General features: G+C 51.2%; 18 protein-coding genes. 9 read left to right on the top strand and 9 right to left on the bottom strand.

Going from position 1 to position 22,320, the window contains the following annotated elements:
• Nucleotide 1 precedes the first annotated feature (1 nt).
• The 5 genes from EJE49_RS11270 to EJE49_RS11250 all read left to right on the top strand — a co-directional run bounded on the left by EJE49_RS11270 (nt 2) and on the right by EJE49_RS11250 (nt 4,673).
• Complete coding sequence (locus EJE49_RS11270; RefSeq protein ID WP_124950837.1) at nt 2–643, top strand: YfgM family protein; 642 nt, start codon at nt 2–4, stop codon at nt 641–643.
• On the top strand, nt 640–1,794 hold the full coding sequence (gene bamB, locus EJE49_RS11265; protein WP_124950835.1) for an outer membrane protein assembly factor BamB: 1,155 nt from the start codon (nt 640–642) through the stop codon (nt 1,792–1,794). The genes EJE49_RS11270 and bamB overlap by 4 nt, the downstream gene beginning before the upstream one ends.
• A gap of 80 nt (nt 1,795–1,874) precedes the next feature.
• A complete protein-coding gene (der, locus tag EJE49_RS11260) occupies nt 1,875–3,287 on the top strand; it encodes a ribosome biogenesis GTPase Der (protein ID WP_124950833.1) in 1,413 nt (470 codons plus the stop codon).
• 54 nt (nt 3,288–3,341) lie between these two features.
• Nucleotides 3,342–3,749 carry an NfeD family protein gene (locus EJE49_RS11255; protein ID WP_124950831.1) on the top strand — a complete coding sequence of 136 codons (408 nt, stop codon included), beginning with the start codon at nt 3,342–3,344 and terminating at the stop codon, nt 3,747–3,749.
• Nucleotides 3,750–3,761: 12 nt separating this feature from the next.
• Nucleotides 3,762–4,673 carry an SPFH domain-containing protein gene (locus EJE49_RS11250; RefSeq protein ID WP_124950829.1) on the top strand — a complete coding sequence of 304 codons (912 nt, stop codon included), beginning with the start codon at nt 3,762–3,764 and terminating at the stop codon, nt 4,671–4,673.
• Between the two features lie 98 nt (nt 4,674–4,771).
• Here EJE49_RS11250 and ppk1 read toward each other — a convergent pair whose 3' ends face one another.
• The gene (gene ppk1 / locus EJE49_RS11245; RefSeq protein ID WP_124950827.1) at nt 4,772–6,841 is read right to left on the bottom strand and encodes a polyphosphate kinase 1; all 2,070 of its coding nucleotides are present in this window, start codon (nt 6,839–6,841) and stop codon (nt 4,772–4,774) included.
• 60 nt (nt 6,842–6,901) lie between these two features.
• Here ppk1 and EJE49_RS11240 point away from each other — a divergent pair, with 60 nt between their 5' ends.
• From EJE49_RS11240 to EJE49_RS11225, 4 genes are read left to right on the top strand one after another with little or no spacing between them, the layout of a single operon-like run.
• On the top strand, nt 6,902–7,525 hold the full coding sequence (locus EJE49_RS11240; RefSeq protein WP_124950825.1) for a CYTH domain-containing protein: 624 nt from the start codon (nt 6,902–6,904) through the stop codon (nt 7,523–7,525).
• Complete coding sequence (locus tag EJE49_RS11235) at nt 7,485–8,027, top strand: SixA phosphatase family protein (RefSeq protein ID WP_306308188.1); 543 nt, start codon at nt 7,485–7,487, stop codon at nt 8,025–8,027. The genes EJE49_RS11240 and EJE49_RS11235 overlap by 41 nt, the downstream gene beginning before the upstream one ends.
• A 29-nt stretch (nt 8,028–8,056) precedes the next feature.
• Nucleotides 8,057–8,497, top strand: a complete 441-nt coding sequence (nudB, locus tag EJE49_RS11230; RefSeq protein WP_124950823.1) for a dihydroneopterin triphosphate diphosphatase — start codon at nt 8,057–8,059, stop codon at nt 8,495–8,497.
• Complete coding sequence (locus EJE49_RS11225) at nt 8,494–8,841, top strand: SpoIIAA family protein (protein ID WP_124950821.1); 348 nt, start codon at nt 8,494–8,496, stop codon at nt 8,839–8,841. The genes nudB and EJE49_RS11225 overlap by 4 nt, the downstream gene beginning before the upstream one ends.
• 47 nt (nt 8,842–8,888) lie before the next feature.
• Here EJE49_RS11225 and EJE49_RS11220 read toward each other — a convergent pair whose 3' ends face one another.
• Genes EJE49_RS11220 through pgi form a run of 8 tightly spaced genes read right to left on the bottom strand, consistent with a single transcriptional unit; the run spans nt 8,889 to nt 22,192 of the window.
• Nucleotides 8,889–11,384 (bottom strand): glycogen/starch/alpha-glucan phosphorylase, encoded by a 2,496-nt coding sequence (locus EJE49_RS11220; protein ID WP_124950819.1) that lies wholly within the window; start codon nt 11,382–11,384, stop codon nt 8,889–8,891.
• Between the two features lie 20 nt (nt 11,385–11,404).
• Complete coding sequence (glgA, locus tag EJE49_RS11215; RefSeq protein ID WP_223246928.1) at nt 11,405–12,886, bottom strand: glycogen synthase GlgA; 1,482 nt, start codon at nt 12,884–12,886, stop codon at nt 11,405–11,407.
• Nucleotides 12,887–12,889: 3 nt separating this feature from the next.
• On the bottom strand, nt 12,890–15,049 hold the full coding sequence (glgB, locus tag EJE49_RS11210) for a 1,4-alpha-glucan branching protein GlgB (protein WP_124950817.1): 2,160 nt from the start codon (nt 15,047–15,049) through the stop codon (nt 12,890–12,892).
• Nucleotides 15,049–16,410, bottom strand: a complete 1,362-nt coding sequence (gene malQ / locus EJE49_RS11205) for a 4-alpha-glucanotransferase (protein WP_124950815.1) — start codon at nt 16,408–16,410, stop codon at nt 15,049–15,051. The genes glgB and malQ overlap by 1 nt, the downstream gene beginning before the upstream one ends.
• Complete coding sequence (locus tag EJE49_RS11200; protein WP_124950813.1) at nt 16,407–18,134, bottom strand: glycoside hydrolase family 57 protein; 1,728 nt, start codon at nt 18,132–18,134, stop codon at nt 16,407–16,409. The genes malQ and EJE49_RS11200 overlap by 4 nt, the downstream gene beginning before the upstream one ends.
• 12 nt (nt 18,135–18,146) lie before the next feature.
• Nucleotides 18,147–19,442, bottom strand: coding sequence for a glucose-1-phosphate adenylyltransferase (gene glgC, locus EJE49_RS11195; RefSeq protein WP_124950811.1), 1,296 nt, complete (start codon nt 19,440–19,442; stop codon nt 18,147–18,149).
• Between the two features lie 37 nt (nt 19,443–19,479).
• Nucleotides 19,480–20,514 carry a glucokinase gene (locus tag EJE49_RS11190; RefSeq protein WP_223246927.1) on the bottom strand — a complete coding sequence of 345 codons (1,035 nt, stop codon included), beginning with the start codon at nt 20,512–20,514 and terminating at the stop codon, nt 19,480–19,482.
• Between the two features lie 10 nt (nt 20,515–20,524).
• Nucleotides 20,525–22,192, bottom strand: coding sequence for a glucose-6-phosphate isomerase (gene pgi / locus EJE49_RS11185; RefSeq protein ID WP_124950807.1), 1,668 nt, complete (start codon nt 22,190–22,192; stop codon nt 20,525–20,527).
• Nucleotides 22,193–22,320: the final 128 nt, after the last annotated feature.

Raw genomic sequence — 22,320 nt, 5'->3', positions numbered from 1 at the left:
CATGTCTTTAGATCTGGAAGAACAAGAAAAACTCGACACCTTAAAAGATTACTGGAACAGCTATGGCAATCTGGTAGTTGGCGCACTTGCTGCCGTCGCAATCACCTTTGCCGGTGTGCAATGGTGGCAACATAACCAGCAACAAAAATCCGCAGAAGCATCGGCTTTATTCACTGCGCTGCAAAATGCGCAAAAAACCAACCAGACCCAGATTGTTACTGACACAGCGAAAACCCTTACCGGACAATATGCCAGTACTGCCTATGCTGCCCGCGGCGCTCTGATCGCCGCTGCCAGCAACGTTCAAGCCAATGACGTCAAGACAGCCAAAGCCGAATTACAATGGGTAATAGATAACAGCAAAGAAGATGGCATTAAGGCCTTGGCCACCTTGCAGATGGCGGGAATACTACTGGATGAAAACAACCCGAGCGCAGCCTTAGCCTTGCTGGATGCACCCCATGAAGAAGCTTTCGCAGATTTGTTTAGCGACCGTAAAGGTGACGCATTAGTCATGCAAAACAAACAGGGCGAGGCTCGCAAAGCATATAAAATCGCCTTGGAAAAACTGCCTGCTGGCAGCCCGTACCGCAAAGTAATCGAGATCAAACTCAATGCCATCGCTGGAGTCTCAACCAAATGAATGTTCGTTTAAGCATCTTATCAATCGCCCTCGTCACCAGCTTGAGCGGCTGTGCCGCGCTTAACCCGATGAATTGGTTTGGCAGTAGCTCAACGGCTGAAAAACCAGCACAACTGGTAAATTTCAAGCCCGTTGTTAATTTCAAAACCAATTGGCAATCAAGCGTAGGCGCGAGCAAAGACATAGCTTTCGCACCCGCTATTGTCCTTGACACTGTGTATACCGCGAATGCCAGTGGCCAACTGACCAAACTTAGCGCACTTACCGGCAAAACCGAATGGCAAGTAGCCGCCGGTGTTCCGCTATCTGCCGGTGTAGGCGCCAGCATAGACAGCGAATATGTCGGCACAGCCAAGGGCCAAGTCATCGCTTTTGATGAAGCTGGCAAAAAACGCTGGGCCACACAATTATCCAGCACAGTATTAGGTGTACCCAAAGCTGCCGAGGGTACTGTTGTGGTACGTACCGAAGATGGCCACATCTACGCCCTGAACGCAGAAGATGGCAAACAGAAATGGATGTATCAGCGCGTGCTGCCTGCACTGATCCTACGTAGCCAGGCCAGCCTGCTGATCACAAAAGGTGCCATATTTGCCGGTTATCCAGGCGGCAAGCTGGTTGCACTGTCACTTGATACCGGTAACGTAGGCTGGGAAGTCAATGTTGCCCAACCGCGTGGTGCATCTGAAATCGAACGTGTCAGCGATGTGACCAGCATGCCGGTGATTGATGAAAAGCAAGTATGCGCAGCAGCGTACCAAGGTCGCGTTGCCTGTTTTGAAATCCGTACCGGCAACCTGATCTGGGCCAAGGACATCTCCAGCACCGCTGGCCTGACCATGGATGACAACAACCTCTATGTCAGCGATGATAAAGGCGCCGTTGTTGCACTGGATAAAACCCGTGGCGCCAGTGTCTGGAAACAGGATCAGTTGCGTGGCCGACGCCTGAGCACACCACGCCGCATTGGTGACTACCTGGCAGTAGGCGATCTGGAAGGTTATATACATTTGCTGGCACTGGATGACGGTCACTTCGTTGGCCGTACCGCGACTGATGGTTCAGCCATCATCAGCCAGCCACAGGAACGCAACAACAGCTTGATTGTGCAAACGGCAAAAGGCGGCGTTTACTCGCTGACCGCGCAGTAAACAATTAGCTGCAGCACCACTAACAGCAGGATATGATATTCATATCCTGCTTTTCTATTTAGCATTTAAGGTTCACCCACATGAAACCCACTATCGTACTGGTCGGTCGCCCCAACGTCGGCAAATCCACTTTATTCAATCGCCTGACGAAAACCCGCGACGCCATCGTTGCCGATATACCCGGTCTGACCCGCGACCGCCATTACGGTCACGGCAAGATCGGCAGCAAACCCTATCTGGTTGTCGATACCGGCGGTTTCGAGCCCGTTGTCAAAGATGGCATCATGCACGAGATGGCGCGCCAGACTCTGCAAGCCATCGATGAAGCTGATGTCATCCTGTTCATGGTCGATGTGCGAACAGGCTGTACCGCGCAAGACAAGGTCATTGCCGACCGGTTACGCATGAGCGGACGTCCAGTGCATCTGGTGGTCAACAAGACCGAAGGCATGCGCCGCGAAGTCGTGACTGCCGAGTTTTACGAACTCGCACTGGGCGATCCTATGGCCATCTCCGCCAGTCATGGCGAAGGCGTGCCCGAGCTGGTAGAAATTGCACTGGAACACATCCCTGACGCCACCGAGGAAGTGGAAGATGACCATCCGAAAATTGCATTGATCGGTCGTCCTAACGTGGGCAAATCCACACTGGTCAATAGCTTCCTGGGTGAAGAGCGGGTTATCGCATTTGATCAGCCGGGAACTACCCGCGATAGCATTTACATCGATTTTGAACGCAACAACAAGAAATACACATTGATCGACACAGCAGGTGTACGCCGCCGCGGCAAAGTGTTCGAAGCTATCGAGAAATTCTCGGTGATCAAGACCTTGCAAGCCATTGAAGATGCCAACGTGGTGGTGCTGGTGCTGGATGCGCAAACCGACATTTCCGAACAGGATGCGCACTTGGCTGGCTTCATACTTGAAGCCGGACGTGCGCTGGTGGTAGCGGTCAACAAATGGGATGGCTTGAGCGAATATCAGCGCGACTGCGTTAAACGTGAAATCGCGCGTAAACTGCAGTTCCTGGAATTTGCCAAATTCCACTATATTTCAGCATTACAAGGCACCGGACTCAACCCGTTACTGGTTTCCGTAGATGCTGCCTATGCTGCAGCGATGGCCAAGCTGTCTACCCCGCAGTTAACGCGCATCCTGATGGACGCTGTTGCTGCTCACCAACCACCAAAAACGGGGCCATTCCGCCCCAAACCGCGCTATGCCCACCAGGGTGGTATGAATCCGCCGCTCATTGTTGTCCACGGCAGTGCGCTGGACAAAATCAGCGACAGCTACAAACGCTATCTGGAAAAAACCTTTATTCAGGCTTTCAAATTGCAAGGCACGCCAGTCAGAGTGCAGTTTAATGTCGGCAAGAACCCATTCGCCGACAGGAAGCCTGCCGCCCTGACACCCGCAGAAGAAAAAGCAGCCCATCGCAAACGCCGTCAGGGCCGTAAAATGTACGGCAAGCAGCGTAAGAAAGACTAAACCTGCTGGCGAGAAAGCTATACAATTAAAGCATTAATTTAATCTGGAGCAATAATGCAAGCCTCCACCCTCTGGTTTATTCTCGCCAGCATTTTAGTTATTTTCGAAATATTTACCGGCACCTTTTATCTGCTTATTTTTGGTGCTGCAGCAGGTGCCGCCGCGTTCGCAGCCTTTTACGGCTATACACTCAGCATTCAGCTCATTGTCGCCGCCGTATTTTCAGTGGCTGGCGTGCAATGGTTACGCTCTCATCCTGCTACCCAATCGCCTGATACAGATGATCTGGATATTTCCCAGCCTGTTGAAATCATCGCCTGGGGCAAGGACGGCACAGCACGCGTGCGCTACCGTGGGACGGAATGGGATGCCCGCCTCGCAGAGGGCGTCACAGGCCAGCCCAGCCAATGCGTAATACACGCTATGCAAGGCAACACCCTGATTCTCTCCCCCGCTAAATAACAGGAGTTAAGCATGGAAATGGCATTATTTTTACTGATTGCCGCAGGTGTATTTGCTGCCAGCGCCATCAAAATTGTCCCGCAACAAAATGCCTGGGTAGTGGAACGTCTTGGCCGCTACCATGCCAGTCTGCAACCCGGTTTGAACATTGTCATTCCGTTTATAGACCGCATTGCCTATAAACACCTGCTGAAAGAAGTACCGCTGGATGTACAACCACAGATATGCATTACCAAAGACAACACCCAAGTGCAAATTGATGGCGTGATTTTCTTTCAGGTCACCGACCCGCGTTTGGCCAGCTACGGCACGGCTAATTTCCAGATGGCTATCGTGCAACTTGCTCAGACCAGCTTACGTTCGGAGTGCGGCAAGCGGGAGTTGGATCGTTTGCTGGAAGAGCGCAACGATATAAACCGGGCTGTGATTGCGGCACTGGACGAGGCCAGCCCTAACTGGGGCGTAAAGGTCCTGCGTTACGAAATCAAAGACATCACCCCGCCGGATGCCGTGTTGCGCTCCATGCAAACACAAATCACTGCAGAGCGGGAAAAACGGGCTCTGGTAGCCCAATCCGAGGGCAAACGCCAGGAAGAAATCAACCTCGCAGAAGGTGCCATGACCGCAGCCATCCGTGAATCGGAAGGCCAGAAACAGGCGGCAATCAATATCGCCCATGGTCAGGCTCAAGCCATTCTGGTCACAGCCACTGCGACAGCGGAAGCTATCCGCAAAGTCGCAGCAGCACTCAGTGAACCGGGCGGGATGGAAGCGGTTAACCTGAAAGTAGCCGAGAAATACGTTGAAGCCTTCGGCAATATTGCGAAACAGGGCAACACACTTATTTTGCCGGGTGATTTATCGAATATGGGCAGCCTGGTTGCCAGTGCGATGAGTATAGTAAAACAGCAAAAAGACACATAATCGCAGCCACATCAGGTTGATACAGCCAAGCTCTGCCAACAGCCCCCTCTTGACAGCAGTCAACCAGGGGGCTGGTTACCTCTTCACGTGCGCCTGCACTACACTACTTTTGCCATGCTCAACAACAGTTGTTCCTGAGCACAGATTGGTTTGGCACGCCGTGAATGGCGCTGGCGATAATTGCCGTTAGACTCCATTTCCCACGCCTGTGAATTATCCTTGAGATAGGGCTTGATGCCTTCGGCCAACACCCTCTTTTTCAGTTTTGGATCCAGAATCGGGAATGCCACCTCGATACGGCGGAAGAAATTCCGGTCCATCCAGTCCGCACTCGATAAATAAATATCATCAGCACCATCATTACGGAAATACAGGATACGAGTATGTTCCAGAAAGCGTCCGATCACTGAACGCACACGAATATTGTCTGACAGCCCGGGATGACCAGGCTTAAGTGCACAGGCACCACGGATGACCAGATCAACCTGCACCCCCGCCTGCGAGGCTTCATACAGCGCCAGAATGACCTGCGGCTCCAGCAACGCATTCATCTTGACGAATACCGAGGCAGGGCGGCCGGCACGTGCATGTTCCGTCTCCCGCTTGATCGCCAGAATGGCCTGACTATGCAAGCTGAACGGCGACTGCCACAAATGTTTCAAATGCGAAGCACTGCCAAGACCAGTCAGTTGGGTAAACACTTCGTTGACATCATTGCAGATGACATCATGGCACGTCAGTAAACCAAAATCGGTATAGAGCCTGGCGGTACGCGCATGATAATTTCCCGTACCCAAGTGGGCGTAACGACGTAGCTGATTCTGCTCACGCCTGACCACCAGCGCCATCTTGGCATGAGTTTTATGCCCTACCACGCCGTACACCACATGAGCACCCGCCTGCTCAAGCTTGGCCGACCAGTTGATATTGGCTTCTTCATCAAAGCGTGCCATCAACTCGACCACGACGGTCACCTCCTTACCAGCCTGAGCCGCACGAATAAGCGCCTCCATCAGCATCGAGTCGGTACCAGTGCGATATACGGTTTGCCGTATTGCCAGCACATTCGGGTCATCCGCTGCCTGCCGGATAAAATCAATTACCGGCTGAAAACTCTGGAAGGGGTGATGCAGCAGCACATCGCCTTTGCGAATCACGCTGAACATATCATCGGATTTGCCCAGCGCAGCCGGAAAACCAGGCACAAACTCAGGGAACTTCAGATCCGGCCTATCCACCTGACCGGGAATCTGCATTAACCGCACCAGATTCACCAGGCCATTCACCTGGTACAAATCTTCTTGCTTTAGATTGAACTGACTGAGCAGAAAGTTTGCCATTTCCACTGAACAATTATCCGCAACTTCCAGCCTGACAGCATCACCAAAATTGCGCTGCGACAACTCACCCTGCAACGCATCGCGCAAATTCTTGATTTCTTCCTCATCCACAAACAGTTCGGAATTACGGGTAACGCGGAACTGGTAACAACCTTCCACCTTCATGCCGGAAAACAGCTCATTGACGTGAGCATGCAAGATAGATGACAGGAACACAAAACCATACTCGCAACCGGCAATCTCCGACGGCATCAGAATTACACGGGGTAACGATCGTGGCGCCTGCACTACGGCAGCACCTGAACTTCTACCAAAAGCATCGCGCCCGGACAACTCAACCGCAAAATTCAAGCTCTTATTCAGGACGCGTGGAAATGGGTGAGCCGGATCCAGACCAATCGGCGTCAGCACCGGCATCAGTTCACGGAAAAAATAGTCGCGCACCCAGGCTGCCTGCGCATCATTCCAGTGATTACGCCGCAGAAAGCGTATACCCCGCTCACTCAATTGCGGCAGGATGTCGCGATTCAGCACTTCATACTGGCGATCAACCAGAGCACGCACCCGTGGTTCCAACTCCTGCAACGTCTGCTTTGCTGTGTGCCCATCAGGTGACTGGTAATGGGGAGTCATCGCGGCACGTTCCTTCAACCCGGCTACGCGCACTTCAAAAAACTCATCCAGATTGCTGCTGACGATACAGATGAATTTTAATCGCTCCAGTAGCGGCATTTGTACATCCTGAGCCTGGGCCAGGACGCGCTCATTGAACGCAAGCAAACTTAATTCACGGTTAAGAAATTGATCGGTAGTATGTAATGAATTCATATATCCAGTATAAACAGGCTAAAATACAACACCATGATATGACAATTGTGTGACAACGCCATGACAGCCGAAATCGAACTGAAACTCGCACTCGCACCGGATGCAGTAACAGCGTTCCTGCAACTCCCCATTTTAGTCGCTGCCGGAAATCCGCAACGCAAATTATTATTAAGCCGCTATTTTGACACACCCGCGCTGGATTTGATGAAACAGCGTGCCGCCTTGCGCGTACGCAGCATCGGCCAGCAATGGGTGCAAACCATCAAGATCGGCGGCACTGTAATCAATGGCCTGCATTCCCGACCGGAATGGGAAACACCGGTACCGGATGACCAGCCACATCCTGAACTGTTCACCGAACCATCCGTGCACACAGTACTCACAGCGGATATTATCAAACAACTGCACCCGGTTTTTCAAACTGAATTCTGGCGCAGCGCCTGGCTCATCAACTTTCAAGGCAGCCATATCGAAGTCGCGCTTGACCAGGGTGAAGTCAGTAGTAAGGGGCACAGCGCTCCGATCTGCGAAGTAGAACTGGAACTGAAATCAGGACAGGTGGATGCGCTAACCGAACTTGCCCGGATTTTTTCACAGCAAATTACCCTGACACCCGACTCCATCAGCAAAGCACAGCGTGGCTATGCACTATATCAAGCGCCAACCGATTCCTCAGCCGGATAACATCATTTTGTCACATACCCACACTATTATGGCGGATTTAGGCAAAACCATGGATTTGATTTTATGGCGGCATGCGGATGCTGTTGACGGCATCCCTGACATGCAACGCGAATTGACGCCAAAAGGCATTAAACAGGCTCAGCTTATGGCAGGCTGGCTGAATAGCAGACTGCCTGAAGATACCCGTGTTTTAGTGAGTCCGGCTATCCGCGCACAACAGACTGTAGCCGCGCTTGAACGCCCCTATACAACAGACAAGGCCATAGCACCTGAAGCAGACGCCATGGCTTTATTGCTTGCTGCTGGCTGGCCGGATGCGGGCGGCACGGTGCTGCTGGTTGGTCACCAACCCGGCTTCGGGCGTGCCGCCATGCTTTTGCTGGCAGGTATAGAGACCGAGATGTCGATCAAAAAAGGTGGCGTGGTGTGGATCAGCAACCGCGTCCGCCAGACTACCCAGCAAAATGTATTACGCGTATTAATGTCACCAGATATGGTATAAAGTAAGCATCACCACTTCATACATGTACGATGCATTACAAAACACCCGAATCTGTCCTCGTCGTTATTCACACTCCCGATCAGCAGGTTTTATTGATGGAACGAGCTGACCATCCTGACTGGTGGCAATCCGTCACCGGCAGCATGGAATCTGGCGAACTGCCAGAACAAACCGCAGTTCGTGAAATCCTTGAAGAAACTGGTCTAGACGCTACGCAATTTCAGTTGCAAGACTGGGGCTACAGCAATCAGTATGAAATATACGATTGTTTCCGCCATCGCTATGCCCCCGGCGTTACTCACAATACCGAGCATGTATTCGGCTTGGTCGTCCCGAAAAAACTCAACATCACACTCGCGCCACGTGAACATCTGCGCTATATTTGGTTATCAGCACAACTTGCTGCCGACAAATGCTTTTCGCCCAGCAATCAGGCAGCCATTAATCTATTAATAAAGGGACAACCATGATCAATATAACGACTGAAAACAATATCGTACGTGCAGCAGCGTTAGGCGAATTCACGATTGCCGACTTTCATGAATTTGAAGAAACCATACTGCACGGCATCAAATTTCAGGGCACCGTGAATCTGCAAATCGATTTACGCGACATGCTAGACTTCACCATCGATGTTGCCTGGGAAGAATTACGCTTTAGTCGCGTACACGCCAATGATTTTGGCAAAATTGCCATTATCACCAGCAGCGAGTGGATTAGCTGGAGTGCGTGGATCAATCAGTTGTTTGTCGAAGCCGACATTATGGTATTCGATACGCTTGAGCCTGCAGAAAGCTGGCTGAAACAAGCCTGAACACCGTCCCCGCCAGTGTGGGGACAGCGCCCTTCTTTGCCCATCACTCAGGCAGATTCAGCCTGAGTCAGTTTCCAGATATCACGGTTATATTCCATCATAGTGCGGTCCGTAGAGAAGAAGCCGCTGCAAGCCGTATTCATGATACTCATTTGCGTCCATTTCTCCGTATCCTGCCAAGCGGTAGATACAGCTTGTTGCGCCTCAACATAGCCACGGAAATCAGCTAAAGTCATCCATGGATCTGATGGGCTCAGCATTCCATCGAGGATACTATCAAATATCCCCGGCTCGGATGGATTAAAATGGCCACAGCGAATCAAATCAATCACTTCTCGTAGATCCTGATCCTGCTCAACATACTGCCACGGACGGTAATCATGTCGTAGCACTTCGACCTGCTCGGCACGCAATCCAAACAGGAAGAAGTTTTCCGCTCCCACAGCATCCATGATTTCAATATTAGCACCGTCATAGGTACCGATAGTCAGTGCGCCATTCATCATGAACTTCATATTACCTGTTCCGGATGCCTCTTTACCTGCGGTGGAAATCTGCTCAGATAAATCTGTTGCAGGTGCAATGATCTCCATGGCCGACACGCGGTAATTTGGCAGAAATGCGAGCTTCAAACGCCCATTCACATCCGGGTCATTGTTAACCACATCCGCCACACTATTTATCAGCTTGATGATGGACTTTGCCATGTAATAACCTGGCGCCGCCTTGCCTCCAATCAGCACGCAGCGATTCACCCAGTTATCCAAATGGCCATGTTTGATGCGCAGATACAGATGCACGACATGCAACACATTGAGCAACTGCCGCTTATATTCATGGATGCGTTTCACCTGCACATCAAACAATGCAGCAGGATCAAAATCCACATGGCAGTCCGATTTAACCAACGCGGCCAGACGTTGTTTATTGGCCATTTTCACAGCATGCCAGTTTGCATGAAACACTTTGTTTTCCATTGGCACCATAGATTTAAGCCGCTCGATCAGACTTAAATCAGCTATCCACTCGTCACCGATATGCTCACTAATCAATGCGGTCATGCCTGGATTCGCATGCGCTACCCAGCGTCGCGGCGTGACGCCATTGGTTTTATTGTTGAACTTCTCTGGCCACAATTGATAGAAATCATGGAACAAGCCATCGCGCAATAACTGGGAATGCAGCGCAGCCACCCCATTAACAGAAAAACTGCCGACTATGGCTAACCAAGCCATGCGCACGTGCCGCACCGGTCCTTCTTCTATGATAGACATGCGACGCTGGCGGTCGGTATCACCCGGCCATTTCATCGACACAACACGCAGAAAATGCGCATTGATTTCATAAATAATTTCCAGCAATCGCGGCAACAACCGTTCAAACAGGCTAACCGGCCATTTTTCCAGCGCTTCCGGCAACAAGGTATGATTGGTATAAGCCATGCATTGCGAAGTAATCGCCCAAGCCTCATCCCATTCCACGCCATTGTCGTCCAGCAATATCCGCATCAGTTCGGCAACCGCAATGGTGGGATGAGTGTCATTCATCTGGAACACATTTTCCGCCGCAAAACGCTGGTAATCAAATTCACCATGTTTGACCCAGATACGAATCGCATCTTTCAGACTGGCAGAAGCCAGGAAATATTGCTGACGCAATCGCAATTCCTTACCGTTCTCACTGCTGTCATTCGGGTACAACACCATGGAAATATGCTCTGCCTGATTTTTGGCCTGCACGGCTTCCGTGTAACTGCCCGCATTAAATTCATCAAGATTAAACTCTTCGGTAGCCGCTGCTTTCCATAACCGCAATGTATTAACGGTCTGATTGCGATAACCCGAGACCGGCATATCAAACGGAATCGCCAGAATGTCTTCCGTTCCGACCCAGCGCGCACGAGCTCTGCCATTATTATCAATATAATGCTCGGTATGCCCGCCGAACTGGATATGCTGCGCATACTCAATACGTTCTATTTCCCACGGATTACCGTTTTGCAGCCAGTGATCGGCCGCTTCCTTCTGATAACCGTTTTCAATATATTGACGGAACATGCCATATTCATAACGGATACCGTACCCCATTACCGGCAGCCGTAATGAGGCACAACTATCCATAAAGCAGGCTGCCAGCCGACCTAGACCACCGTTACCCAATCCGGCGTCAGGCTCTTCCTCTATCACTTCTTCCAGTTTATGGCTGTAATCCAGCATCGCCTGATCTGCAGCTGTTTTGATCCCCATATTGAGCAAGTGATTACCCATTGCACGACCAATAAGGAATTCCAGGGACATATAATGACCACGCCGCGTACCTTGTTCCAGCTGGGTGTTCCAGGTATTGCGCCAATCCACCATCAGTCTGTCTCGCACGGTGTAGGCGAGGGCCTCGTAAATATAATTCGGCGCACAACCATGAAACCGACCCAGATGATAGGACAAATAATGCTTAAAATTGTGTCCTAATGTAACAGCATCACACCCCAATGGTTCCAACGTAAATGGTCGATAATAATACGGTGTATATGGCTTAATGGTCATTATTCATCTCCCTCAGTTTTTCATTTACTGGATGTCGCTCTATATAAAGCCAAATACGATTGCGCACTATGCTCCCAGCCAAACGAATGCTTCATGCCGGTTCTTAACAATGCCTGCCAAAGGCGTGGTTGGTCATAACAGGCTATCGCCCGTTCAACGGTAGCAATCAGGGTTTCAACGTCAAATTTATCAAATACAAATCCATTAGCTATCCCCTGCGTCTGATGTTCCATACTCGCATCAATTACCGTATCGGCCAATCCTCCGGTACGGTAAACAACGGGGGGGGTTCCATAACGCAGGCTATACATTTGATTCAGGCCACAAGGCTCAAACTGCGACGGCATCAGGAACAAATCTGACCCCGCCTCTACCAGATGCGCCAGTGCTTCGTCATACCCGATACACACGCCAATGCGGTGTGGGTAGCCCACAGCAAACTCACACAGACTGGCTTCATATTTACTATCGCCGCTACCGACAAACACGAAGCGCGCATCCGTATGCGCCAGCCAATGCGGTAAAGCGGCGAGCACCAGATCCAGGCCTTTTTGCTGAACCAGGCGACTTACCATGCCGAACAGGGGCACCTGCATCGCCAGGTCATCCGTCGCCATTCCGAAGCGGGCCAGCAACGCCTGTTTGTTTAACGCTTTGCCCGGCTGGCGACGATTGGCAGAATAATGCGCGGGCAAATAAGCGTCTGTCGCCGGATCCCAGACCGCTTCATCAATACCGTTGAGAATGCCGTGCAGCTTGTGCCGATACACTTGCAGCACACCATGTAAACCATAGCCAAATTCCGAAGTGCAGATTTCACGTGCATAAGTAGGGCTGACTGTCGTCACTTCATCCGCATAGACTATGCCTGCTTTTAACATGGAAAATCCACCGTAAAATTCGACACCTTCATGTGTCCACCAATGGAGCGGCAATGCCAGACGGTTGAAATCAGCCAGACTGAAATGCCCACCGTATGCCATGTTATGAATCGTAAATATACGCTTGGGCGGGTGGGGGAACTCACCTAACAATGCCGGCACCAAACCCGTTTGCCAATCGTTAGCATGCACCACATCCGCCTGCCAATGAATACCTAGCACGTCGCGTGCCAAATCTGTGACAGCTCTCGCAAATACGGTGAATCGCTCAGCATTATCTGGCCAGTCCTGGCCATCTGCGCGCACATAAGGATTGCCTGGACGATCAAACAGCACCTGGCAATCCACCAGCCAGAGCGGGAATGCAAAATCAGGGTGGCGTACTTCCAGAATACGCACCGAATGTGTGCGCTTTGCGCCACGCACTTCCAGCCAGCCCAGTATGCGAATGTTTTCGACCTGAGCCAGCACCGTACGGTAGGCCGGCAACACCAGACGCACGTCAGCACCTGCACGATGTAATGCATGAGGCAAGCTATACCCCACATCACCCAGCCCGCCGGTTTTAACTAAAGGGTAAACCTCGCTTGCGGCAAACAGGACCCGTATTGATACAGTCATTTTTTATTCCGTTTTTAGTTTCAGATACACCGCTGCCAATGGCGGCAAGGTCAAGACCAGCGATTGAGTGAATCCCATCCACGGCAACGCTTCGCTATGCAATTCCCCCGCGTTGCCACTATTGCTGCCGCCGTAATAAGCCGAGTCGGTATTAAGCATTTCTACATACACGCCACCCTGCGGCACACCAATACGATAAGCCATGCGTGGAACAGGCGTAAAATTCAGTAGCACAATAATTTGTTCGGTATCACTTTTGCGCATCAGGCTTAATACCGACTGATCGCTATCGTGACAATCAATCCAGGCAAAACCACGCGATTCGAAATCGTATTGATGCAGCGCTGGCTGGGTGGTGTAAAGCCGGTTCAAATCCTGTACCAGATGCCGAACTCCATCGTGAACAGGGAACTGCTGCAAGGTCCAGTCCAGCTCCCCGCGGTCACTCCATTCATTCCACTGCCCGAACTCGCAGCCCATGAATAACAGTTTCTTGCCGGGATGCGCATACTGCCAGGCATAAAATAGCCGCAGATTGGCAAATTTCTGCCAGTAATCTCCCGGCATTTTATCCAGCATACTGCCCTTGAGATGCACAACTTCATCATGTGACAGCGGCAGTACAAAATTTTCTGTATATGCGTAAATCTGGCTGAAAGTCAGTTGATCATGGTGATACTTGCGATGCACCGGATCCTGTTCGATGTAGGCCAGATTATCGTTCATCCAGCCCATGTTCCATTTCATGGAAAAGCCCAAACCACCCAACTCGACAGGGCGCGATACCATTGGCCATGCTGTGGACTCTTCTGCAATCGTCAGCACACCGGCAAACTCACCGTGTACCACGGTGTTCAATTCGCGCAGGAAGGCAAGCGCCTCCAGATTCTCGCGCCCGCCATATTGATTCGGCACCCACTCACCGGCTTTACGCGAATAATCCAGATAAATCATGGAAGCGACCGCATCGACTCGCAAGCCGTCGATATGGAATTCATCTATCCAGTACAGCGCATTGGCAACCAGAAAATTTTTGACCTCGTTACGCCCGAAATCAAAGATCAGCGTACCCCAGTCCTGATGCTCTCCGCGCCGCGGGTCGGCATGTTCATACAAGGGCTCGCCAGTGAAGCGTGCCAGACCGAAATCATCTTTGGGAAAATGGGCCGGCACCCAATCCAGAATCACCCCCAGATTAGCCTGATGACAGGCATCCACAAACGCACGCAAATCGTCAGGAGAACCGTAGCGAGCGGTCGGCGCATAATAGCCGGACACCTGATAACCCCACGACTCATCCAGCGGATGCTCAGCAATCGGCAGCAACTCGATATGGGTATACCCCAGCTCGCGTACATAGGGAATCAAACTCGCGCCCAATTCGGCCCAGCTATAGAACGAGCCATCCGCATGGCGTCGCCAGGAGCCGACATGCAGCTCATAGACACTAATGGGCTGATGCTGCCAGTCAAACTGGGCACGCCGCGTTATCCAGTCCGTATCTTGCCAGGCATACTGGCTGACTGAAGGGATGCATGATGCCGTCTCAGGGCGAATGAACGCCTGCTGCGCATAAGGATCGGCTTTAATGGACAACTGACCATGCCGCCCGAGGATTTCGTATTTATAAGCCAGCCCGGCCTGCAAACCGGGGACAAATAATTCCCAGATACCACTCTCACCGCGTGAGCGCATTGGATGACTGCGCCCATCCCATTGATTAAAATCCGCGACAACACTTACCCGCTGCACGCCGGGCGCCCAAACCGCAAACTGGCAACCCGCAATACCATCAATCACGCACAAGCGTGATCCAAGCACGTGCCAGGCATGATGATGCTTGCCAGCCGCCAGCAAATACAAATCCAGCTCGCCTATTTGCGGGGTGAACGTGTATGGACTGACAGTTTCATGCCATGCATCGCTCGCCTTATCCTGCCAGCGCAAGCGCGGATGCTGCTGAATTTTTTCTGCTACACGCAGCTCGAATACGTCACTGCCCTCAACCCGTGCCAACATGCTGCCATCCACCAGCGCCAGCCTTTCAGCGGCAGGCATGAATAAACGGAGTAACCAATCCCCACCCGGCTGCGGATGCCAGCCCAGTACGTCGAAAGGATCATGATGTGTACCTTGTTGTATGCGGTGTAAGGCTTTATTCATTATTTTAGTCGCCGTGTTTGTTGTAATTGTTCATGCAAATTTAATGCCAAATCAGTCGGGATATCATGCCATCGGAACCGCCATAGCCAATTACCGTCGGTTGTACCCGGTGTATTCATACGCGCCTCACTGCCCAGCCCCAGCAAGTCCTGCAAAGGAATAACAGCCATGTCCGCTCGACTCTCCAGCACAGTACGGATCATGGCGGCATTCACTTCTGTTGTATCCGTCAAATTTAAAACTGCCAAAACAGCAGCTTGCTGCTCCTGATCAAGACTGTCAAACCAGCCTTGCGTCGTATCGTTATCATGCGTACCCGTGTAATAAATCCGGTCTTCAGTCACATTCTGCGGCTTATGCGGATTATCCTCAAAAGCATCAAATGCGAACTGCAACACACTCATACCTGGCAATTTAAATTGCTGCCGCAATGCCTCGACATCCGGTGTAATCACACCCAGGTCTTCTGCAACCAGTGGCATTGACCCCATATCCTGCTCAATGCACTGCAATAGTGCAGCACCAGGTACCTCCTGCCAATATCCTTCCATTGCAGTCGGGCTCTCTGCTGGTATCATCCACGACGCTACCAGACCACGAAAATGGTCAATTCGTACCAGATCGAACAGTTCAAAATGATAGTGCAGACGTTGACGCCACCAGCTGAAATCCGACAATCGCATAGATTCCCAGTTGTACTGGGGATTACCCCAGCGCTGCCCGGTTTCGGAAAAATAATCTGGCGGTACACCTGCCACCAGCGTTGGCTGTCCGGCCGCATCCAATAAAAAACAATCCGGGTTGGCCCACACATCCGCACTGTCATGCGCAACAAAAATCGGCATGTCTCCGAATAGCGCCACACCGTGCTCCGCCGCATAACTGCGTAAATTTTGCCAATGCACATAGAGCTGATATTGCTGGCGGACATGCTTGTTTATCTTGACCTGATGCTGTTGCCTGAATGCCTGCAGCGCGACCGGATCACGCTGCCGCAATGGCTCAGGCCACTCCACCCATGGCGCGCAATCATGTTGCTGCTTTATCTCCATGAACATCGCGTAATTGTCGATCCAGTGACTTTGCCGTTGATACCAGTCAGCGTATGCCGCATCTGTCTTTTTAATCGCCGGCAGGTCTTCCGGAAACAACTTCGGATTGATTGCGAATGCAGACGCGCATTGATATGGCGACACACCCGCCAAGGGCACACCCAGCGGCAACATCTGCCACACACCCACGCCAGCCGCCGCCAGCAGATCCACCCAGCGCCGTGCATCGGCTCCCACCCGCCCGGACGGCAACGACGTTGGATGCAGCAACACGCCAGCCTGCCGCTGTTGCTGTGCCAGAGTACTCATTCTACGTTCCTGCGCATGGTGCCTGCATTTTCCGCATTGCCACCACCTTGCGACAAGGTCACACCAAGATGGTCAGGTGGCGCTACGCCCAACAAACTATATAATTCACGCAATTGCTCACGGAACAGTTGCTCAAAGTCACTGACACTCCCGGCAGGGTTATAATCGCCAAACCACCAGAACCAGTCCGAGCCTTCGCAAATACCCAGTTGCCGGGCAGCCAGTTTTTGCCGGTCCGCGTCCAGCTTGCCTTCTGCCATCACCTTATCAAACACCAGCTTGGCTGCCACCAGATAATCCCAGCCCCGATTCTTGTCAGTAGAACCTATCCAGGTAGAGAATGAGCCATACACCCAGCTTCCGGCACAGATACGTGGAATCGGTTTGCTTGGCAGAGTCGCAGCAACAGAGGAGAAGGTCGTGGTATTTACCCGCGGCGCCTGCGACAATGCATCATACAAACCATCGAGGAAATGGTGACCATTTTCAGGATAATATTCCCATGCATTTTCACCATCCAGAATAATGGTAACCACATACTGACTGGCTTTATCCCCTAAAAACGTAGCTATATTATTCAAGTGCTGCACGAAATCCACAACAGCATCATCGGCGTGCCAGTCGCTGTACCGGAAACCGATCAAATCAGACAGCCCATCATCACGGAAAAATAAGCGCGTTTCACTATTCGGGAGTTGACGCGGTGTAAACAAACCACGCTTGCGATCCACATCCTCTTCACCGCTACCCGCCAAATGACAGCTATTGCGCCATACGCCTTCCCCTGATGCTGTCCAGCGTATCTTGTAATCATCCAGCAATCGCACAGCATCATCACTGATGCCGCCCTCAGCCAGCCATACCCCTTGCGGCTTGTGGCCGAAATAATGCTCGAATACCGCAAGCCCCTGTTCAATATGCCAGCGACTTCGCGCATCGCCATCCGGATAATGTGACGCCAACGGGCGCGGCGCTTCCGGTGTTGCACATTGCATATTGTCAAAACTGTGCAGCAACGGAATGATAGGATGACCATACGGCGTCATCGACAATTCAACCTGACCACGTTCAGACAATGCCCGATATCGCGGAATCAATCCGCTCAAGCACTCGAACATCACCGTCAGCAACTCGCGTCTACGCTGTTCGGTAAAGCTGGTACCCTGCGCAAACAATGCCTGAACCATGGGTTGTGCACGTAAACTCTGCCCCAGCCAGGCCAGGTGATACCAGGTCAGCAAATCCAGAAAATACTGGTCATTCAGATAACTCAGTGCATGCTCCATGCCATGACTGCCCATCCCCACATCATCCGTTGCGCCTATCATCTGCAACAGGCGGCTGAAGGCAGGATAAGGATGGATCATGCGTGGTGCATGACAGCGCTGGCAATCGCGTACAATTTTCCAGCGCGCTTCTATATCAGACGGAATAGGCTCTATTCCCGCGAGTAAATTCAATAGTCGATCTTGTGTAGGCGTACCCTGCTCCAGAAATCGCCCGATCTGCTGTGCGTAATCATCCAGCTGTTCCAGCAATACGGGTGCAAAATTCACCACTGCCCGCATCTGCGGATAGCGTTCCAGATGCGCTGCCATGTCGCTGTAATCCTTGAGGCCATGCAGGTACACCCATGGCAGCTGATATTCGCCTGTCAGACCTTTACGGTAATAGGGCTGATGCATGTGCCAGCACAACACCACATTTAATCGACTGTCTATCATGTCCAACTCCGCTTAACGATATAAATGTTGGCCCAGCATTTCTGGTGTCACCAGAATGATACCTTCCTTGGTCACATGGAAACGCTTTGCATCCTCTTCCAGATTTTCCCCGATCACGGTGTTGTCAGGGACATCACAGGCCTTATCAATCACTGCACGGGTAATCCGGCAATTTTTGCCGATGGAGACTTTAGGCAGGATCACGCAGTCTTTTACCAGACTGAAATTCTCAATGCGGCAACCGAAGAACACCACCGAGCGCTTTACCCGTGCGCCTGAAATAATGCAACCGGCAGAAATCAGCGAATCTATTGCCTCACCACGTCGCCCTTCGTCATCGAAGATAAACTTGGCAGGCGCTGACTGCGGCTGATAAGTCCAGATCGGCCAGTCGCGGTTATACAAATTCAGCTCGGGATCAATCTCGCATAATTCCATATTGGCTTTCCAGTAGGAAAACACGGTGCCGACATCGCGCCAATAGCCAGGTTCGCCATCTTCATTACGGAACGGGTAAGCGACAGCAAGTGAAGTATGGATATTGGCTGGAATAATATCTTTGCCAAAGTCATGTGATGAACCAAGCTTATTTGCATCGTCATCCAGAATTTTGAACAACGCCTCGGTGGAGAAGATATAGATACCCATTGAAGCCAGCGCGATGCCCGGTTTGCCTGGTATCTCCTCCGGCTCGGCCGGTTTTTCCGTAAACTTGGTAATGCGCATGTTTTCATCGACTGACATCACACCAAATTCAGAGGCTTCTTCACATGGCACTTCAATGCAACCTACAGTAAAATCCGCTCCCGTTTCAGCATGGCGCAGCAGCATCGCGGAATAGTCCATGGTATAGATATGATCACCACCGAGCACAATGACGTACTGCGGATCATGGCGCCGCACGATATCCAGATTCTGGAACAACGCATCAGCAGTGCCCTGATACCATTCTTTTTTATGGGTGCGCTGCTGGGCGGGGAGAATTTCCACAAATTCGCCAATCTCGGCACGCATAAAACTCCATGCACGCTGCAAATGGCGAATTAAAGAATGGGATTTGTACTGGGTCAGAACGCCGATACGGCGTAAACCGGAATTAACACAATTGGATAAGGCAAAATCAATGATGCGATATTTTCCGCCAAAAGGCACAGCAGGCTTGGCACGCCAGGCTGTCAAATTTTTCAGACGGGAACCTTCACCTCCCGCCAATACCAGCACCAACGTTCTGCGCGTTAACTCTGTCACCATTTTAGGTTCAGTATAATAACGGTACAGTTTGCCTTGTTCGTGTTTCGTCATTGTCATCCTACTTCTCCTTATTATTTAGCTACGACCCAACTAATCAACCAGTTGCAATCTTCATCGCCCCCTGAACGCCAAGGCGCGGGTTCGTTATCAGATAAACAGGCGTTTGCCACACGAGTGATGCCATACGCCCTTTATCCGCTGCTATATGCAAGAATCGCTCAGCTTTGAGCCACGCTTGCAAATGGATCGCCATTCCCCCCGCGATATACAGCCCCCCGCGCGGTTGATACAGCAATGCCAGATTTCCTATCCAGGCCGCATAGATATCCGTAAATAACTGTACCGCGGCCAATGCAATTGGCTCATTTTGTAGCGCAGCACTATGAATCCGTGCGGCATCCATTTTTACCACTTCCACTTGTCCGGTAATAGACCAGTGCTGATATTGATACAATGCTTCCAGTCCTGCGCCGGATAACATCCGCTCCCATGACACATGCACCGCCTTTTGTTTGTCCAGGTGTTCTGCCATCCACGCTAACAACTCGCACTGTTGCGCGTTGGCGGGTGCAAAATCTATATGACCTCCTTCAGTAGCAAAAGTTTGATACTCACCATGCTGATCCGCTTGCATCCAGGCCAGCCCCAAACCTGTTCCCGCTCCAGTAATCACCCGCGTTGCGCCCAACCGGGTCAAACCGGAATTAAGTACCTCATAATCATGCTTATGCAGTGTCGCTACCCCGGCAGCCGCGGCCTGAAAATCATTAACGAAACGAACGTCCGCTATTCCCAGATCTTTGCCGAGTTCATCCGCATCCACCACCCAATCAAGATTGGTCAGTGTCACGCGACGCTGCTCGACCGGCCCCGGCAATGCCAGACACACACTATCCGGCGCTAGTGTGCGTCCGGCTTCTGCCATGAACGTGCGCAGCATTTCACTGGCGCTGCCAAATTTCGCACTTTCGTAACGCTGTTCAAACAATACTCGCGATGGTTGATGTGCAGCCTGCGTAAACCACACCAGCCAGCTTTTCGTCCCGCCGACATCTCCCGCAATGATGTGTGCTGTTTTTGTTTTAAAGTAATTATGAGGATCACCCCACCGGACTGTAGTTTGCATCATCCACCCATGGTTAACTTGCCTTACGCCAACGGTGATAGTAATTAATCAGCCCGTTAGTCGATGCATCGTGCGACGTTACCGCATCATGCAGACTCAGCTCAGGCAATATCTGCTTCGCCAGCTGTTTACCTAATTCTACGCCCCATTGATCGAAAGAATTCAAGTTCCAGATAACGCCTTGGACAAAAATTTTATGTTCGTATGCAGCTAACAGCATCCCAAGAGCATGAGGGGTTAATTGATTCACCAGCAAGGCATTACTCGGATGATTCCCGGCAAAGACTTTTTGTGCCAGATAAGCCTGATCAGTTACGCTGGACTGCGTTTCCTCCAGAGTACGACCGCGCATCAATGCTTCGGTTTGCGCCAGGAAATTCGCCACTAAAATATCATGATGCGACTGCAGGCTACTGTGTGACTGCATCGACACAATAAAATCCGCCGGGATCAATTTCGTACCCTGATGGATCAGCTGATAAAACGCATGCTGACCATTAATCCCGCTTGCCCCCCAGACGATAGCACCGGTCGCATAATCAACCACCTGACCATTACGGTCGACGGATTTGCCGTTACTTTCCATATCTGCCTGCTCCAGATACATTGGCAGACTGCGCAGATAATGGTCATAGGGCAAAATCACCTGCGACTCAGCCCCGAAAAAATTGTTATACCAGACACCCAGCATAGCCATGATCACCGGCATATTCTGCGCCAGCGGTGCATGCTGAAAATGCTCATCCATGTCATGTGCACCCTGCAACAGCGCGAGAAAGTTTTCATGACCGATGGCCAGCACAATGGACAAACCGATGGCCGACCATAACGAATAGCGCCCACCCACCCAATCCCAGAATTCGAACATCTGCGCCGCATCGATGCCAAATGCCACCACCGCATCCCGGTTAGTCGAAACTGCCACAAAATGGCGCGCAATATGGCACTCTAATTGTGCATGTTGCAAAAACCAGCTCCGCGTAAAGAATGCGTTAGTCATGGTTTCCTGTGTCGTGAAGGTTTTTGAAGAAATAATGAACAGCGTCGTTTCCGGGTTGAGTGCTTCCAGCGCTTCTTCAGCATGCGTTCCATCCACATTGGAAATGAAATGCACTTTCAGATCGGGATGACGATACGGCTTGAGCGCCTGATACACCATCTGCGGTCCCAGATCTGATCCACCGATACCGATATTGACGACGTCAGTAATGCGTTTACCGCTGTATCCAAGCCATGCACCTTCGCGCACCTGCTCGGCAAACGCTGCCATCTTATCAATGACCGCGCGCACATCTGGCATCACATCTACACCATCGACCCAGACTGGCCGATCACTGCGATTGCGCAAAGCCACATGCAACACAGCACGATTTTCGGTATTGTTGATTTTCTCGCCACCGAACATGCGATCACGCCAACCGGTTATGTCGGCTTCCTCTGCCAGCTTAACCAATAACGCCATGGTTTCACTGTTAATCCGATTTTTGGAGTAATCCAGGAACAAATCCCCCACTTGCAAAGAGAAGCGCTCAAAGCGCTGCGGATCCTCCGCAAACATATCGCGCATATGCTGATGACGCAGCGCTTGATAATGCTGCTGCAACTGTTGACAAATATGGCGGTGCAACGGCACATTAGGCAGTGGTTCAGCGTAAGAAGATTTGACTGGAATAGCGGACATTCTATTTCCCCAATAACTTAAGCATGTGATTAATACTAAGCAATACCCAGGCCAGACTTATCATCCTAGTTATATGTTACAAATAACCACATTTCAAACTTGCGAATTCAACTTTGGCATGATATAAA

The sequence above is a fragment of the Sulfuriferula thiophila genome (assembly GCF_003864975.1).
Classification (GTDB): Bacteria; Pseudomonadota; Gammaproteobacteria; order Burkholderiales; family Sulfuriferulaceae; genus Sulfuriferula; species Sulfuriferula thiophila.
Note: the sequence above shows the minus strand (reverse complement) of the source record. Positions and strands in the feature narration are given on the sequence as shown.

What these genes read in the sequence shown, in the direction of transcription:
- nudB (WP_124950823.1), top strand. Translation starts at nt 8,057, where the DNA reads ATGCATTACAAAACACCCGAATCTGTCCTCGTCGTTATTCACACTCCC.
- glgC (WP_124950811.1), bottom strand. Translation starts at nt 19,442, where the DNA reads ATGACAATGACGAAACACGAACAAGGCAAACTGTACCGTTATTATACT.
- EJE49_RS11225 (WP_124950821.1), top strand. Translation starts at nt 8,494, where the DNA reads ATGATCAATATAACGACTGAAAACAATATCGTACGTGCAGCAGCGTTA.
- EJE49_RS11190 (WP_223246927.1), bottom strand. Translation starts at nt 20,514, where the DNA reads ATGATGCAAACTACAGTCCGGTGGGGTGATCCTCATAATTACTTTAAA.
- EJE49_RS11220 (WP_124950819.1), bottom strand. Translation starts at nt 11,384, where the DNA reads ATGACCATTAAGCCATATACACCGTATTATTATCGACCATTTACGTTG.
- EJE49_RS11240 (WP_124950825.1), top strand. Translation starts at nt 6,902, where the DNA reads ATGACAGCCGAAATCGAACTGAAACTCGCACTCGCACCGGATGCAGTA.
- malQ (WP_124950815.1), bottom strand. Translation starts at nt 16,410, where the DNA reads ATGAGTACTCTGGCACAGCAACAGCGGCAGGCTGGCGTGTTGCTGCAT.
- EJE49_RS11235 (WP_306308188.1), top strand. Translation starts at nt 7,485, where the DNA reads ATGCACTATATCAAGCGCCAACCGATTCCTCAGCCGGATAACATCATT.
- EJE49_RS11250 (WP_124950829.1), top strand. Translation starts at nt 3,762, where the DNA reads ATGGAAATGGCATTATTTTTACTGATTGCCGCAGGTGTATTTGCTGCC.
- EJE49_RS11270 (WP_124950837.1), top strand. Translation starts at nt 2, where the DNA reads ATGTCTTTAGATCTGGAAGAACAAGAAAAACTCGACACCTTAAAAGAT.
- ppk1 (WP_124950827.1), bottom strand. Translation starts at nt 6,841, where the DNA reads ATGAATTCATTACATACTACCGATCAATTTCTTAACCGTGAATTAAGT.
- EJE49_RS11255 (WP_124950831.1), top strand. Translation starts at nt 3,342, where the DNA reads ATGCAAGCCTCCACCCTCTGGTTTATTCTCGCCAGCATTTTAGTTATT.
- EJE49_RS11200 (WP_124950813.1), bottom strand. Translation starts at nt 18,134, where the DNA reads ATGATAGACAGTCGATTAAATGTGGTGTTGTGCTGGCACATGCATCAG.
- glgB (WP_124950817.1), bottom strand. Translation starts at nt 15,049, where the DNA reads ATGAATAAAGCCTTACACCGCATACAACAAGGTACACATCATGATCCT.
- bamB (WP_124950835.1), top strand. Translation starts at nt 640, where the DNA reads ATGAATGTTCGTTTAAGCATCTTATCAATCGCCCTCGTCACCAGCTTG.
- pgi (WP_124950807.1), bottom strand. Translation starts at nt 22,192, where the DNA reads ATGTCCGCTATTCCAGTCAAATCTTCTTACGCTGAACCACTGCCTAAT.
- glgA (WP_223246928.1), bottom strand. Translation starts at nt 12,886, where the DNA reads ATGACTGTATCAATACGGGTCCTGTTTGCCGCAAGCGAGGTTTACCCT.
- der (WP_124950833.1), top strand. Translation starts at nt 1,875, where the DNA reads ATGAAACCCACTATCGTACTGGTCGGTCGCCCCAACGTCGGCAAATCC.